Annotated in this window: 15 protein-coding genes; 9 read left to right on the forward strand and 6 right to left on the reverse strand. The window is 64.8% G+C overall.

What is annotated here, in order from left to right; genetic code table 11:
• The first annotated feature begins 23 nt into the window (after window positions 1-23).
• Window positions 24-776, forward strand: coding sequence for a DNA repair protein RecO (gene recO / locus MNQ99_RS10235; RefSeq protein WP_127512621.1), 753 nt, complete (start codon window positions 24-26; stop codon window positions 774-776).
• A complete protein-coding gene (locus MNQ99_RS10240) occupies window positions 773-1,573 on the forward strand; it encodes an isoprenyl transferase (RefSeq protein WP_241912887.1) in 801 nt (266 codons plus the stop codon). Before recO ends, MNQ99_RS10240 begins: the two co-directional genes overlap by 4 nt.
• Here MNQ99_RS10240 and MNQ99_RS10245 read toward each other — a convergent pair.
• Window positions 1,570-2,583 (reverse strand): alpha/beta hydrolase, encoded by a 1,014-nt coding sequence (locus MNQ99_RS10245; RefSeq protein WP_241912888.1) that lies wholly within the window; start codon window positions 2,581-2,583, stop codon window positions 1,570-1,572. The two genes, MNQ99_RS10240 and MNQ99_RS10245, sit on opposite strands and share 4 nt — an antisense overlap.
• Before the next feature lie 99 nt (window positions 2,584-2,682).
• Here MNQ99_RS10245 and MNQ99_RS10250 point away from each other — a divergent pair, with 99 nt between their 5' ends.
• Window positions 2,683-3,750, forward strand: a complete 1,068-nt coding sequence (locus MNQ99_RS10250) for a quinone-dependent dihydroorotate dehydrogenase (RefSeq protein ID WP_241912889.1) — start codon at window positions 2,683-2,685, stop codon at window positions 3,748-3,750.
• Between the two features lie 168 nt (window positions 3,751-3,918).
• Here MNQ99_RS10250 and MNQ99_RS10255 read toward each other — a convergent pair whose 3' ends face one another.
• A complete protein-coding gene (locus MNQ99_RS10255; RefSeq protein WP_241912890.1) occupies window positions 3,919-4,500 on the reverse strand; it encodes a DUF3043 domain-containing protein in 582 nt (193 codons plus the stop codon).
• 111 nt (window positions 4,501-4,611) lie between these two features.
• Here MNQ99_RS10255 and MNQ99_RS10260 point away from each other — a divergent pair, with 111 nt between their 5' ends.
• The 6 genes from MNQ99_RS10260 to MNQ99_RS10285 all read left to right on the forward strand — a co-directional run bounded on the left by MNQ99_RS10260 (window position 4,612) and on the right by MNQ99_RS10285 (window position 10,609).
• Window positions 4,612-5,991: a dipeptidase gene (locus MNQ99_RS10260; RefSeq protein ID WP_127512617.1), complete on the forward strand. Its 1,380-nt coding sequence runs from the start codon at window positions 4,612-4,614 to the stop codon at window positions 5,989-5,991.
• A gap of 139 nt (window positions 5,992-6,130) precedes the next feature.
• Window positions 6,131-6,517 (forward strand): HesB/IscA family protein, encoded by a 387-nt coding sequence (locus tag MNQ99_RS10265; protein WP_127512616.1) that lies wholly within the window; start codon window positions 6,131-6,133, stop codon window positions 6,515-6,517.
• Between the two features lie 174 nt (window positions 6,518-6,691).
• On the forward strand, window positions 6,692-7,537 hold the full coding sequence (ctaC, locus tag MNQ99_RS10270; protein WP_241912891.1) for an aa3-type cytochrome oxidase subunit II: 846 nt from the start codon (window positions 6,692-6,694) through the stop codon (window positions 7,535-7,537).
• Window positions 7,538-7,554: 17 nt separating this feature from the next.
• Window positions 7,555-9,282 carry an aa3-type cytochrome oxidase subunit I gene (gene ctaD, locus MNQ99_RS10275; protein WP_127512614.1) on the forward strand — a complete coding sequence of 576 codons (1,728 nt, stop codon included), beginning with the start codon at window positions 7,555-7,557 and terminating at the stop codon, window positions 9,280-9,282.
• A gap of 2 nt (window positions 9,283-9,284) precedes the next feature.
• Window positions 9,285-9,686 (forward strand): cytochrome c oxidase subunit 4, encoded by a 402-nt coding sequence (locus MNQ99_RS10280; protein WP_127512613.1) that lies wholly within the window; start codon window positions 9,285-9,287, stop codon window positions 9,684-9,686.
• Between the two features lie 137 nt (window positions 9,687-9,823).
• Window positions 9,824-10,609, forward strand: a complete 786-nt coding sequence (locus MNQ99_RS10285) for a GntR family transcriptional regulator (RefSeq protein WP_127512612.1) — start codon at window positions 9,824-9,826, stop codon at window positions 10,607-10,609.
• 143 nt (window positions 10,610-10,752) lie between these two features.
• On the opposite strand, the gene MNQ99_RS10290 is transcribed toward MNQ99_RS10285, so the two are convergent.
• From MNQ99_RS10290 to qcrA, 4 genes are all read right to left on the reverse strand, one after another.
• Window positions 10,753-11,607 carry an IS3 family transposase gene (locus MNQ99_RS10290; protein WP_241912892.1) on the reverse strand — a complete coding sequence of 285 codons (855 nt, stop codon included), beginning with the start codon at window positions 11,605-11,607 and terminating at the stop codon, window positions 10,753-10,755.
• Complete coding sequence (locus tag MNQ99_RS10295) at window positions 11,604-11,930, reverse strand: helix-turn-helix domain-containing protein (RefSeq protein ID WP_241912893.1); 327 nt, start codon at window positions 11,928-11,930, stop codon at window positions 11,604-11,606. Before MNQ99_RS10295 ends, MNQ99_RS10290 begins: the two co-directional genes overlap by 4 nt.
• A 258-nt stretch (window positions 11,931-12,188) precedes the next feature.
• Window positions 12,189-13,835, reverse strand: a complete 1,647-nt coding sequence (qcrB, locus tag MNQ99_RS10300; RefSeq protein WP_241912894.1) for a cytochrome bc1 complex cytochrome b subunit — start codon at window positions 13,833-13,835, stop codon at window positions 12,189-12,191.
• Window positions 13,836-13,837: 2 nt separating this feature from the next.
• Window positions 13,838-14,866 (reverse strand): cytochrome bc1 complex Rieske iron-sulfur subunit, encoded by a 1,029-nt coding sequence (qcrA, locus tag MNQ99_RS10305; RefSeq protein ID WP_241912895.1) that lies wholly within the window; start codon window positions 14,864-14,866, stop codon window positions 13,838-13,840.
• Between the last annotated feature and the right edge of the window lie 60 nt (window positions 14,867-14,926).

Below are 14,926 nucleotides of genomic sequence, written 5' to 3' on the forward strand. Positions count from 1 at the left end.
CGCTTTAGTGGGAGAATGGAACGGTGTCCAACAGATCCTTCGCCTCCCGTACCTACCGGGACCAGGGCGTCATCCTGCGGACCCACAAACTCGGCGAGGCCGACCGCATCATCACCCTGCTCACCAAGCAGCACGGCCAGATCCGGGCGGTGGCCAAGGGCGTACGCCGCACCAGCAGTAAGTTCGGCGCGGTGCTGGAACCTTTCATGGTGGCGGACCTGCAGCTGGTGTCCGGGCGGAGCCTCGATATTGTCACGCAGGCCCAGATGGTGGGCCCCTACGGCCGGGACATTGCGGCCGACTACACCAAATACACCTCGGCCGCCGCGATTTGCGAGACGGCGGAAAAACTCACCGACGCCGACGGCGAATCCGCCGGTGCGCAGTACGGGCTGGTTATCGGCGCGCTCTCCGCGCTCAGCCGCAGCGTTCACGCGCCCGAGCTGATTCTTGATTCCTACCTGCTCCGCGCGCTGGCGACCGCGGGCTGGGCCCCGAGCTTCGACCAATGCGCCCGCTGCGGTGAACCGGGACCACACACCGCCTTCAACGCGCCGCTGGGTGGTGCGGTGTGCCACGATTGCCGGCCACCGGGATCCGCGTCGCCGGCCCCGCAGACCATGCAGCTGCTGGCCGCCCTGCTCTCGGCCGACTGGCCGGCAGCAGATGCCTCCGCCACCGGACCCCGGCGCGAAGCCGCCGGACTGGTGGCCAGTTATCTGCAGTGGCATCTGGAACGAACCCTGAAATCCCTCAAGCATGTGGAGCGAGTGTGACCCCAACTTCCCGGAAACCACAGCAGCCTTGGCCGCACCCGTCCGGCGCCCTGCCGCCCGCCCTGCCGCCGGCCCTGGTTCCGGATCACGTGGCCATCGTGATGGACGGCAACGGCCGCTGGGCCAACCGGCGCGGCCTGCCGCGGACCGAGGGCCACAGGGCCGGTGAAGCGGCGCTGCTGGACGTGATGGCCGGCGCCATCGAGATCGGGGTCAAACACGTCAGCGTGTACGCCTTTTCCACCGAGAATTGGAAACGGTCACCGGACGAGGTGCGTTTCCTGATGGGCTTCAGCCGGGACGTCCTGCGGCGCCAGCGCGACCAACTGGACGCCTGGGGCGTGCGCATCCGCTGGTCCGGCCGGCGGCCCCGGCTGTGGAAGTCGGTGGTCAACGAACTGGAGGTGGCCGAGCGCCAGACGGCGGGGAACTCCACCTGCACGCTGACCATGTGCGTGAACTATGGCGGCCGGGCGGAAATCGCCGACGCCGCCGCTGCCATCGCCGCCGACGTTGCGGCCGGAAGGCTGCGGGCGTCGGCGGTCTCGGAAAAGACCGTCCAGCGCTACCTTGACGAGCCGGACCTGCCGGACGTCGACTTGTTCCTGCGCACCTCGGGGGAGCAGCGCTTCTCCAACTTCATGCTCTGGCAGTCGGCGTATGCCGAGATGGTGTTCATGGATACGCTGTGGCCCGATGTGGACCGGCGCACACTGTGGGAGGCCATCGACATCTACGCGCGCCGCGACCGCCGCTACGGGGGAGCGGTGGACGCCGCGGCCGCGGGCGGCGCTTAGGCCGGCTGCGGCGGACGGGCGGGGTGTTCGGTCTTCCCGCCCTGGAGCATGTAAACCTGCGCCCAGCGCTGCAGCCGCGCATAGGCGTCCTGGCGCACGTCGGCCCGGGAGAGGAACACATCGTGCAGGGCATCCTGCACCTGCTCGATGGTCACGCTGCGGCCCAGCCGCACCGCCCGCTCGGTCATCGTGCGGATGTCCAGCACCACGTCGGTGTTCTTCATGTCCTCGTGCCAGACCGGCCCGTTCATGCTCCGCGTCGAAGACATCACCAGCACCGGAACCTCCAGGTTGAGGCCCTTCGCGACCTTCGCCTGCCCGTCCCAGATGGCGCTGAGCCAGCCGGCACGCACCGGGAAGGACTCCGGCGGACGCAGCTTGGGGTCCAGATCCCATTCGCCCTCCGCCGTCCGGCTAATGCTGCGGTAATAGAAGCCCCGCACCGGAAGTTTGATCTCGGCCTCCGGCTTCAGCCGGGACAGCGGTTCCAGCACGGCGCCCGCGGCGCGGCGGACCAAGGCGCTGCCGTGCATTTCCAGCCACGGGCTGTTCAACACCAGCGCGCGTAGCCGGCCGGGATGTTCGGCCGCCCACAAGGACGCCACCAGGCCGCCGGTCGAGTGTCCCATCAGCGTGATGTTCGTCTCCGCACAGCCGTTTTCCTCGCGGATCAGATCCAGCGCCAGGGAGATCTCGTCGTCGTACTGGCGCAGATCGGTCACGTAGCCCGCGGGCTCGCCCTCCTGCAGGCTCCGGCCGTGGTGGTGCAGGTCCAGCGCGTAGAACGCCACCCCTTGCCGGTGCCAGAATCCGGCCAGTTCGGTGTTGAAGAAATAGTCGCTCCAACCGTGCACATAAAGGACGGCATGGCCGCCGGGGGAGCGCCGCGGGGACTGAGGCAGATAGCGGATCAGCGTGGCCCGCTGCGCTGCGCCATCGACGGCCGGCACCTGCAGGACCGTTGACTCGAACTCCGCTCCGAGCATGTCTTCCTGCCAGTCGGCTGCCATCGCCAGGGTGGTCCTTCCTCTCGCCAGGGTCGCTGACCCCATGCTATCGCCCGGGCAACACGGTTTGGTGCGGCGGCCTGCACACGGAAAACTAGGACCATGCGCCTCTACCCAGCCTTCTTCCGCGCCGCGTTCTCCTGGATGGACGCCGAGCGCGCACACCGAATCGGTTTCCAGCTCATCCGCGCCGCGCACCGCTGCGGGGGCGGGGCCGTGCTGCGGCGCGTGACCCGTCCGCATCCGTCGCTGGCCACCCAGGCCCTGGGCCTGAGCTTCCCGTCGCCGTTCGGCCTGGCCGCCGGCTTCGATAAGGAAGGCCACGGCATCGAGGCCCTGGCCGACCTGGGCTTCGGCGCGGTGGAGGTCGGGACCATCACCGGCAGCGCTCAGCCGGGCAACGCCCAGCCGCGTCTGTTCCGGCTGATCGAAGACCGCGCCGTGATTAACCGGATGGGATTCAACAACGACGGCGCGGCGGCCGTCGCACCGCGGATCGCCGCCGCCCGGCGCGGCCTCGCCGCCCACTACGGTGCGCAGCGCCCGGTCATCGGCGTCAACATCGGCAAGACCAAGGTGGTGGAACTGGACGACGCCACCGAGGACTACCTGAAGAGCACCCGGCTGCTGGCCGCGTCGGCGGATTACCTGGTGGTCAACGTGTCCTCGCCGAACACGCCGGGCCTGCGGCTGCTGCAGAGCGTGGACACTCTGCGGCCGCTTCTGCAGGCAGTACGGGAGACCGCCGATTCGGCGGCCGGCCGGCATGTGCCGCTGCTGGTCAAGATCGCCCCTGACCTCAGCGACGAGGACATCGACGACGTCGCGCGGCTGGCGCGGGAGGTGGGCCTGGACGGCATCATCGCGACTAACACGACGATTTCCCGTGACGGACTGGTATCGGACCCGACCAATGTCGCCGCGTGCGGCGACGGAGGCCTCTCCGGCGCGCCCCTGAAGCAGCGGTCGCTGCAGGTGCTGCGCAGGCTGCGCACCGCCGTCGGGAATGATCTGGCGCTGGTGTCCGTGGGCGGCGTGGAAACGGCCGACGACGTGCAGCAACGGCTGGATGCCGGCGCCACGCTGGTGCAGGGCTACACGGCGTTCCTGTACGAGGGGCCGTTCTGGGTCGCCCGGATCAACCGCGGGCTGGCGAAGCGGCGGCGCTGAGACTTCGGATCGGAACCGGCGGCGCCGAAACCGCGAAGCTGAAGCCGGCGGCTCGGGCCGCGGTGCGCGGCCCGAGCCGATGACTCGGGCCGCGACCACAACGGGCATGCAAAAGGGTCGGGGGCAACATTGCTCCCGACCCTTTGCTGCGGTGCCCGCCCCGAAGAATTAGCTGGGGTATTGGCCGCGCTTGACCTGCGGCTTCGGCAGGCGCATCCGGCGCAGCTGCAGGCCGCGCATCACGCCGTACCAGACAGCACCGCGCTCCACCTCGCCGAACTTGGCGGCCAGGCGCTTTTTGAGCTGCCGGCCCAGGATGATGGCGTCGACGGCCACCAGCCCCAGCAGCACCCAGAAGCCCACCAGGATAAAGGCCTGGACGTTGAGGTCACGGACAAAGCTGAGGATCACGAAGATCAGGGCAAAGACAATCAGGAATTCGCCCAGCACCCAGCGGGCATCTACGAAGTCTCGGATAAAGCGCTTCTGCGGGCCCTTGTCGCGGAACGGCAGGTAGCGCTCATCGCCGGTGTTCATCGCCTCGCGCATCTTCAGCCGCTGGTCCGCCTGCGCAATGCGGTTGGCGTCGCGCGCTGCTTTCCGGTCATTAGGTACCAGCGGGCGCTTGCGCGCAGCCTCCTGGTCCTTGCGCCGCGGCGTGGGCGCGCCCTTGCCGTCCCGAGGCTGCGCCGCGGTGGCCTGGTCGATGGATTCTTGGGGCGTGGGAGCCTCTTTTTTACGTCCGAACACCAGTCAAGAATACCGGAACGCCCGCGCGTATCCGCCAGCGTTGAAGCACCGGCACGGCGGCCGCCGCGCGGGCACCGGCCCGGCCGGATTCCGGGCGGTAGGGTGGCGGCTATGACCAATGTAAACGTTGAACAACTTGCGGCCGCGGTGGACTCCGGCATGGGGCGCACCATCTCCTCGCTGGAGCAGCTGGTCTCTATCCCGGGAATCGCTTGGGCGGCCTTCGATCAGCAAGATCTGGTCCGCAGCGCCGATGCCGTCGCCGGCCTGATCCGCGAGCTGGGGCTGGAGGACGTGCAGATCCTCAGCGTTCCGAACGGCGAGTCGGACGGCGGCCCCGCCGTTGTGGCCCGCCGTCCGGCCGCCGCCGGCAAGCCGACCGTCCTGCTGTATGCGCACCACGATGTGCAGCCCCCGGGGGATCCGTCGCTCTGGAAGACCGAGCCGTTCAAGGCCACAGAGATCGACGGCCGGCTGTTCGGCCGCGGCGCAGCCGATGACAAGGCCGGGATCATGGTCCATCTGGCCTCGTTGCGGGCGCTGCTGGAGGTCCTCGGCGACGACTTCGGCGTCGGCGTCACCTTCTTCTTTGAGGGGGAGGAAGAGGCCGGATCACCGACCTTCCGTTCCTTCCTCGAAACACACCGCGAACTGCTGCGCGCCGATGCCATCATTGTTGCCGACTCCAGCAACTGGAAGGTCGGTGTTCCGGCCCTGACCACCAGCCTGCGCGGCCTGGTGGACGGCACCGTGGAGCTGCGGGTGCTGGAACACGCCGTCCACTCCGGCATGTTCGGCGGTCCGCTGCTGGATGCGCCCACGCTGCTCGCCCGGCTGATCGCCACCTTCCACGACGACGACGGTGCTGTCGCCATCGACGGGCTTGTCTCGGCTCCCGCCGCGTCGGTCGACTATCCGGAGGAGGACTTCCGGCGCGATTCGTCGGTGCTGGACTCGGTGCAGCTGGCGGGCACCGGCAGCATCGCCGACCGGCTCTGGAACAAGCCGGCCCTGTCAGTGATCGGCGTTGATGCTCCCAGCGTGGAGCTGGCCTCCAACACCTTGATTCCGGCGGCCAGGGCCAAGATCAGCCTGCGCCTGGCGCCGGGCCAGGACCCCGACCGGGCGATGGAGGCGGTGACTGCCCATGTGGCCGCCCACGCGCCGTTCGGGGCCCAGGCCACGTTCGTACCGGGGGAGCGGGGCCAGGCTTTCGCCACCGACACCACCGCCCCCGCGGCCCGGTCCGCGCTGTGGGCGCTGGAACAGGCTTGGGGCACGCAGCCGGTGGAGGCAGGCATGGGCGGGTCGATCCCGTTCATCGCCGACCTGACGGAGATCTATCCGCAGGCGCAGATCCTCATCACCGGTGTGGAAGACCCCGACTCGCGGGCGCATTCGGCCAATGAGTCGCTGCATCTGGGGGACTTCCGCAATGCAGTCCTGGCCCAGGCGCTGCTGCTGGCACGAGTGAACGAAGAGGGCATCTGAGGCAGCGTCCGAAGGTGGCTGGAGACCGGCTAAGTTATCCCCTTTTGGGCGACGCGACGTACGATGGAACGGTAGCCCGACGCACCACTGAGTAATAGCAGCAGGTCACCGGACGGCCCGTCACAGATAAGGAAGTGCAATGAGCGCAACGACCAACTCATCCGCCCCGACCGCGGCACCCGAAACGGCAGAACTGCCCACCCACGAAGTGGCTCTGACCGATGTGGCAGCCGGGAAGGTGCGCAGTCTTTTGGAACAGGAAGGCCGCACCGACCTGCGCCTGCGGGTTGCGGTCCAGCCGGGCGGATGCTCCGGCCTGATCTACCAGCTGTACTTCGACGAGCGGATGCTCGACGGTGACGCAGTCCGTGATTTCGACGGCGTTGAGGTGGTCGTGGACAAGATGAGCGTTCCTTATCTCTCCGGCGCCTCGATTGACTTCGAGGACACCATCTCCAAGCAGGGATTCACCATCGACAATCCGAACGCCGGTGGCTCCTGCGCCTGTGGAGACTCGTTCCACTAACAGCTGGCGGGGCGTTCCCCGGCCGCAGCAACGGCCGACGCACGGGGGATCCTGTCACATGGAAGTCATGTGGGCGGGTAAGCTCTACAGTGAGTAGTAAAACTGGATATGGGGCCAGGGCTTTGCTCTGCCATGGCCCCATCACTTGCACGAAACAAAGAGGAAGGGCCGTCTGTGAGTTCGCAGGTTCGAACCGGCAGTCGACGCGCCAGAATTGCCAAGGCCACGGGTCTGGGCACAGTCGGGGCGTTGTTGTTGACGGGATGTTCAGAAGAAGTCCGCCTGGGCTGGTTGCCCACACAGCGGGACGTTACCAACCACACTCCCGAAATCATCGATTTGTGGGTTAATGGTTGGATCGCCGCGTTGGCTGTTGGTGTCCTGACCTGGGGTTTGCTCCTCTGGTGCATCATCGCCTACCGCCGGCGCAAGGGCGAGACCGGCTACCCCCGCCAGCTCAGCTATAACCTGCCGCTCGAAATCTTTTACACGGCCGTCCCGATCGTCATGGTCCTGGTCTTCTTCTACTTCACGGACAAGACCACGACCAACATCACTGCCCGGACGGACAACCCCGACGTCGTCGTCGACGTGCGCGGTAAGCAGTGGGCCTGGGACTTCAACTACGTCAAGCAGGACAAGTACTTTGCCGGCGTGCAGGCCCACTTGACCGGTGAGACCGGCGTTCCGGAGACCCTGCCGACGCTGTACCTGCCTGTGAACCAGAGCGTGGAGCTGCAGATCAACTCCCGCGACGTCATCCACTCGTTCTGGGTTCCCGCCTTCCTTCAGAAGGTGGACATGATCCCCGGCAAGACCAACCACCTGAGCTTTACCCCGACCCGTGAGGGCATCTACGACGGCAAGTGTGCAGAGCTTTGCGGTGAATTCCACTCCGAAATGCTCTTCCGCGTCGCTGTGGTCTCCGAGGCTGAGTTTGAGGCGCAGATGTCGCGGCTCAAGGACGGCCAGATCGGCGAAGAGTACGACCGCAACCCCTACGCTGAAGCGTCGAAGTAAAGGAGCGAGGGCCACAAGTGTCAACGTACGAATACACAGCTGACGACCGGGGTACCACGGTAGCTCCGCGCGTCGTCCCGAGGTCCAAGGGGCGCATCGTCGTCAACTGGATCACCTCCACGGACCACAAGACGATCGGGTACATGTACCTGATCACCTCGTTCATTTTCTTCTGCCTCGGCGGTGTGATGGCCCTGGTCATCCGCGCCGAACTGTTCGAACCCGGTATGCAGATCCTGCAGACCAAGGAACAGTACAACCAGCTGTTCACCATGCACGGCACGGTGATGCTGCTGATGTTCGCCACACCGCTGTTCGCCGGCTTCGCCAACGTCATCATGCCGCTGCAGATCGGCGCTCCCGATGTCGCGTTCCCGCGTTTGAACGCGCTGGCCTTCTGGTTCTTCCTGTTCGGCAGCGTGATCGCCGTCGCCGGCTTCATCACCCCGCAGGGCGCAGCATCCTTCGGCTGGTTCGCGTATGCACCGTTGTCCAACACAACGTTCTCGCCCGGCGTGGGCGGAGACCTGTGGGTCTTCGGCCTGGCGCTCTCCGGCTTCGGTACCATTCTTGGCTCGGTCAACTTCATCACCACGATCATCACCATGCGGGCCCCGGGCCTGACCATGTGGCGGATGCCGATCTTCACCTGGAACACCTTGGTCACCGGCATCCTGGTCATGATGGCGTTCCCGCCGCTGGCCTCCGCTCTGTTCGCACTCGGCGCTGACCGGCGCTTCGGTGCCCACATCTTCAACCCGGAAAACGGCGGCGCCATCCTGTGGCAGCACCTGTTCTGGTTCTTCGGCCACCCCGAGGTCTACATCATCGCGCTGCCGTTCTTCGGCATCGTGTCCGAGATCTTCCCGGTGTTTAGCCGCAAGCCGATCTTCGGCTACAAGGGCCTGGTCTACGCGACCATCGCGATCGCAGCCCTGTCCGTAACGGTCTGGGCACACCACATGTACGTCACCGGATCGGTCCTGCTGCCGTTCTTCGCCTTCATGACCATGCTCATCGCGGTGCCCACCGGCGTGAAGTTCTTCAACTGGATCGGCACCATGTGGCGGGGATCGATCACGTTCGAAACCCCGATGCTCTGGAGCCTGGGCTTCCTGGCCACCTTCCTGTTCGGTGGCCTGACCGGCATCATCCTGGCTTCGCCGCCGCTGGACTTCCACGTCTCCGACACCTACTTCGTGGTGGCGCACTTCCACTACGTGGTCTTCGGAACCGTCGTGTTCGCCATGTTCGCGGGCTTCTACTTCTGGTGGCCCAAGTGGACCGGCAAGATGCTCAACGAGCGCCTGGGCAAGATCCACTTCTGGATGCTGTTCCTCGGCTTCCACGGCACCTTCCTGATCCAGCACTGGCTGGGTGTCGAGGGCATGCCCCGCCGCTACGCGGACTACATGCCGGAAGACGGGTTCACCGCAATGAACCAGTTCTCCACCGTTGCTTCCTTCGTGCTGGGCGCCTCGATGATCCCGTTCTTCTGGAACGTGTACATCACCTGGCGCAACGGCAAGAAGGTCGAAGTCGACGACCCCTGGGGCTTCGGTGCCTCGCTTGAGTGGGCTACCTCTTGCCCGCCGCCGCGGCACAACTTCACCTCGCTGCCCCGGATCCGGTCGGAGCGCCCTGCGCTGGACCTGCACCATCCGGAGCTCGCACCGCGGCACACCCCGACGACTCCGGTGCCGGCGGCCCAGCTGGCCGGTCCCGCTGACCAGAAGGACGCATAACTGTGAAGATTGAAGCCTGGCTATTCATCGCGCTTGCGCCGTTCTTCGCCCTTGTTGCCACTGTCTACGGCTTCATGGGGGACTGGCATGAACCCGTAGGTTACCTGGCGTTGTATTTGACGGCCGGACTGTCCATCATGATCGGCGGCTACCTCTGGTTCACGGCACGGCGGGTCGGCCCCCGTCCGGAGGACCGGGTGGACGCAGAAATCCACGAGGGCGCCGGCGAACAGGGCATGTTCAGCCCCTGGAGCTGGTGGCCGCTGGTCCTGGGCCTTGGCGCCGCCTCCGGCTTCATGGGTCTGGCAGTCGGCTGGTGGATCGTCTACATCTCCATCGGCCTGACCACGGTAGCCATCATCGGATGGGTCTACGAATACAGCCGTGGGGACCACGCCCACTAAGTCCATAGCAAGATCGAAGGGCCCGGAACCACTTGGTTCCGGGCCCTTTCGCATGCCCGTGGGTCCCTCACACCCCGCGGCGCTGGTCTAGACCGGGATAGAATGGGATCTACCCCACCACCCGAACAGGAGGCCGCATGTCCGTGAGTTCAGCTGCGATCGAGGGCGAGATCGACGTGTCCTCGAGTACCGCGAAGCACGTTCAACTGCGGGACATATTGCGCCGACATGCCCAGGAACGCTGTGAACCCGGCGGCGCGTTTCCTTCGGAGCGGGATCTTACCGAACGCTTCGGAGTGGCGCGGATGACCGTGCGGCAGGCAATCGACTCGCTCGTTGCCGAGCAGGTGCTTGAGCGCATTGTGGGCCTGGGGACGTTCGTGCGCCAGCCCAAACTGGACCTGCAGGTCAAGCTCACCTCGTACAGCGAAGAGATGCAGCGCCGCGGCATGGTCCCGGACGCCAGAGTGCTTAGTTTCGAACAGATCGGCGCCACCCCTCTGGTGGCCCGCGAACTCCAGATCGAGGAGGGCCAGCCGGTCGTGCGGTTCCGCCGCCAACTGCTGGCCGATGCCGAGCCCATGAGTGTGGACGAAAACTTCATCCCTGCCCAGCGGGTGCCGGGCATCCTGGACGAGGGGCCGCCGTCGTCGCTGTACAACGTTCTGAGCGAACGCTACGGCCTGATCATGGAGTGGGGCGAGGACACCATCGAGGCCACCGCGGCGCAGCCTTCGATCGCCCGGTTGCTGAATGTGGACATCGGATCGCCGCTGCTGAAGATCCAGCGGCATGCCTACGTGTCCAAGACCATGGTGGACTTCTCGATCTCGTACTACAGGGCGGACCGCTACAAGCTCTGGGTGCCGCTGCAACGGCCTGGCGGCCGCGCCCCGCGCTCGTACAACGTGAAGAGGTATTAGGTGCCCCAGAGCCTCGTGGAATCGCCGTAGCGGACAGATTTCAGGCAGCTGCCGGCTGGGGCGTCAAGACCAATCCCGCTGCAGACACAAGAATGGCCCCGGACTGAACTGGGTCCCGAAAGTTGGACCGGCTAAGTAAGAGCCTAGGCGGCGAGGGCCTGAGCACGGTATTGCACCGGGCTCAGGCCCTTGAGCTTTGTTGAGATTCTTTCGTTGTTATACCAGTGGATGTACTCGTGCAGTGCTGCTTCCAGTGCCTCGGTGTTGAGGAACCGGACGTGGTGGAAGAGTTCTTCCTTGAGGTGTCCGAAGAAGTTCTCCATCACCGCGTTGTCGTAGCAGTTACCCTTGTGGGACATCGACTGGACGGCGCCGGCACCCTGCAGAAGATGCCGCCAAGAGAGGTGCTGGTACTGGAAGCCCTGGTCCGAATGAACGAGCGGCTTCTGCCCGCCTAAGAGCGTCTTCAGAGCCATCCGCAGTGAGGTGTTGGTGAGCTCCAGGTTCGGGGACCGGCCCAGCGTGTAGGAGATGATCTGCCGGTCGAAGAGGTCCATGACCGGTGAGAGGTAGAGCTTCCGATCCCCGACGCTGAATTCGGTCACATCCGTCACCCACTTCTGGTCCGGGGCATCAGCGTTGAACTCCCGGTTGAGCAGGTTGGGGGCCACGGCGCCCTGCCCGCCCTGGTAGGAGTTGTAGCGCTTCCTTCGCCGTACTTTGCAAACCAGCCGCAGGGAGCGCATCAGCTTCAGTACGGTCTTCTTTGCGATCGTCCACCCCTGTTTGGCCAGTTCGGTGTGGATGCGGCGATGCCCGTATCTGCCATGGTTCTTCTTGAAGATCTCCGTGACCGCGGCTTTGAGCGCCTCCTTCGGATCGGGAGCCTGGAGGCGGGCCTGATGGTAGAAGAACGTCGATCGGGCAAGGCCGGCGACCTGCAGCAGGACAGGGAGGGGAAAGTCAGCCTTGAGGGCGATGATGGCCTGAACCTTCACCGTCGTTCCTGCGCCCTCAAGGCCCGCAATTTTCCCAGATAGGCCACTTCCGCCCGCAACCGTTCGTTCTCGCGCCTCAAGCGTTCCAATTCGGACAACTCCGCGGGCGGCGGGTCGTCGGGTTTCCTGGGTCTACCCATAGGCTTCGGGCGCAACGCATCCGCGCCTTCCTTGCGGTAGGCCCGTACCCACGTTTCCAGCAGACGAGGCGAGGACAAGCCAGCCTCAGCCGCGAGATCCTGGAAGGTTTCGCCCGCAAGGAACCGTTCGCACAGTGCGATCTTGAACTCGAACGAGTACGACTGCTTTGTCGGTTTGGCCACCAGCACTCCTCGACCGTGAATCTTCCAGCGGCGATAGAGCTGCTTGACGGGCCAACGAGATACGCCCAGGAAACGCGCTGCCGCCCTATCTGCGACACCCTTTTCGAACCACGCTACAGCGGCCTTGCGCTGATCCTCCGATAAAGAACTTCTGGCATGCATAAAACTGCTCCCCGGGAATCGGAACTGAATATTTCAGTCCAACTTCCGGGGAGCAGTTCACACTCAGTCCGGGGCCATTCTCGTGCAGACGGTTCCTTAGCGGCCGCTGACTTCGGCCTTTTCGGCGGGAGCCGCAACCTCGGCATGGTGGCTGTGTGCAGCCTCCAGCTCGGCCCGGGTCACCGGTGCCACACGATCCTCGAAGAAGAACCGCGACAGGGAGCCGCGCAGCTTCTCGGAGCGCTTGATGTGGCCGGCCTTGTTCGGCTGTGCAGGGAGCACCTCGGGAGATTCGAAGTTGACCAGGCGGTACAGCTTGTAGTCGTTCAGCGGCTCGTGGACCTCGATGAACTCGCCATGCGGCAGGCGGACAATGCGTCCGGTCTCCCGGCCGTGCAGCGCGATCTCACGGTCCTTGCGCTGCAGCGCAAGGCAAATCCGGCGCGTGACGATGAAGCCGAGGATCGGGCCGAGGAAGAAGAGCGCGCGCAGCCAGTACGTCACGTCGTTCAGCGACACGTGGAAGTGCGTGGCGATCAGGTCCGAGCTGGCAGCTGCCCACATCACCGAGTAGAAGACGATACCTGCAACACCAATGCCGGTCCGGAACGGTGCGTTGCGCGGGCGGTCCAGGATGTGGTGCTCGCGGTGATCCTTGGTAACCCAGCGTTCGATCCACGGCCAAGCGAACATCAGCGTGAACAGCAGGCCCGCCGGGGCAAGGGCCGGCAGCAGCACGTTCAGCGAAATGGTCCGGCCAAAGATGACGAACTCGCCCACACCTGGCATCAGGCGCAGCGCGCCATCCACCCAGCCGATGTACCAGTCAGGCTGGGTGCCGGCCGAAACGGGGGAGGGGTCATAGGGGCCGTAGTCCCAAATCGCCAGGATCTGGAAGTTTGCCGCAATGACGGCCAGGATGCCGAAGACCACGAAGAAGAAGCCGCCGGCCTTGGCCGCGTAGACCGGGCCAATCGGGAAGCCGACAACGTTGGACTCGGAGCGGCCCGGGCCGGGGTACTGCGTGTGCTTGTGCACCACAACCATGAACAGGTGGACGGCGATCATCAGCAGGATCAGCGCCGGAACCAGCAGGATGTGGAGTACGTAGAGACGTCCCACAATGTCGGTACCCGGGAACTCGCCGCCGAAGAGCAGCAGGGAGATGTAGGTGCCGACGAGGGGGATTCCCTTGATCACGCCGTCGATGATGCGCAGGCCGTTGCCGGAGAGCAGATCGTCCGGCAGCGAGTAACCGGTGAAGCCAGCGGCCAGGGCCAGGATCAGCAAGACGCAGCCGACCACCCAGTTCAGCTCGCGCGGCCGACGGAACGCGCCGGTGAAGAAGACGCGCAGCATGTGGAAGGACACCGAAGCAACGAACATCAGTGCCGACCAGTGGTGCAGCTGGCGCATGAAGAGTCCGCCGCGGATTTCAAAGGAGATGTCCAGAGTGGACTGGTAAGCGACGGACATCTCGACGCCCTTGAGCGGAACGTACACTCCGTCATAGTGCGTCTCCGCCATCGACGGATCGAAGAAGAACGTCAGGAACGTTCCGGAAAGCAGCAGGATGACGAAAGAGTAGAGCGCCACTTCACCGAACATGAAGGACCAGTGGTCCGGGAAGATCTTCCGTCCGAATTCCTTGACGATGGACGAGCCGCCGACGCGGGTGTCCACGAAGTTGGTGATCCGACCAACCCGTGTCTTGGGTACATAGGTATCAGTTGAAGCGCTCATGTTTAGCCACGCTCCCAGTAGCTCGGTCCGACAGGTTCATGGAAGTCGCTGGTAGCGACCAAGTAGCCCTCGTCGTCGACGCTGATCGGAAGCTGGGGCAAGGCGTGTGCGGCGGGGCCGAAGATCACCTTGCATTCCTGGGTCAGGTCGAAGGTCGACTGGTGGCAAGGGCAGAGCAGGTGGTGCGTGTGCTGTTCGTACAGTGCCACCGGGCATCCGACGTGGGTGCAGATTTTCGAATAAGCAACGATGCCATTGTAGTTCCAGTCTTCACGACCTGGGGAGACATTCAGCTCGTCCGGATTCAGCCGCATCAAGAGGACAACGGCCTTGGCCTTCTCTTCGAGCTTGTGCTCGGCTTCGTTCAGTCCCTCGGGAATGACGTGGAAGGCGGAACCAATGGTCACATCCGAGGCCTTGATCGGGGTGCCGCTCGGGTCGCGGGTGAGGCGGACGCCGGCATCCCACATGGTGTGCCGCAGCACTTCCGGGTTCAGGTCCTTGGACAGGTCGCGGAAGATGCCGATGGCAGGCAGGATGGCCAGTACACCGGCTCCGATCAGCGTGTTGCGGATCAGCGGACGGCGGGAGATGCCCGATTCGTCGAGGACCTGGCCAATGATCTGCTCAGCGTCACGGCGGTCCTCTTCGGTGCGGACCTCGTGGCGCTCTTCCACAATTTCGTGGTCAGGCATGAGGGTCTTGGCCCAGTGGACAATGCCGACGCCGATGCCAAGCATCGCGAAGGCCGTACCCATGCCCAAGGTGAAGTTCTGAAAACGCAGCGTTGCGATGGTGTCATCCAAACGGATGCCAAAGTACCCGACGAAGAAAAGTACGGTGCCGATGATGGAGATTACGAAGAGTATCGCAACCTGGCGTTCGGCGCGCTTTTCCGCCCGGGGATCTTTGTCGGCACGGCGCGGGCGGTGGGGGGGAAGTCCAGGATCCTGAAACTTCTCCACGTCGCTCTGACCAGCCGTAGCAACGGTGCCCGAGGTGCTCGGACTGCCGTGACTATGGTCGCCCATGATCCCTCTCATCCTTCTCTAAATAGTTCAAAAACATATATGATTGTTGACGCTTCTTCG

Origin of the sequence: Arthrobacter sulfonylureivorans (genome assembly GCF_022637435.1) — a bacterium.
In the GTDB taxonomy this organism is placed as follows: Bacteria; Actinomycetota; Actinomycetes; order Actinomycetales; family Micrococcaceae; genus Crystallibacter; species Crystallibacter sulfonylureivorans.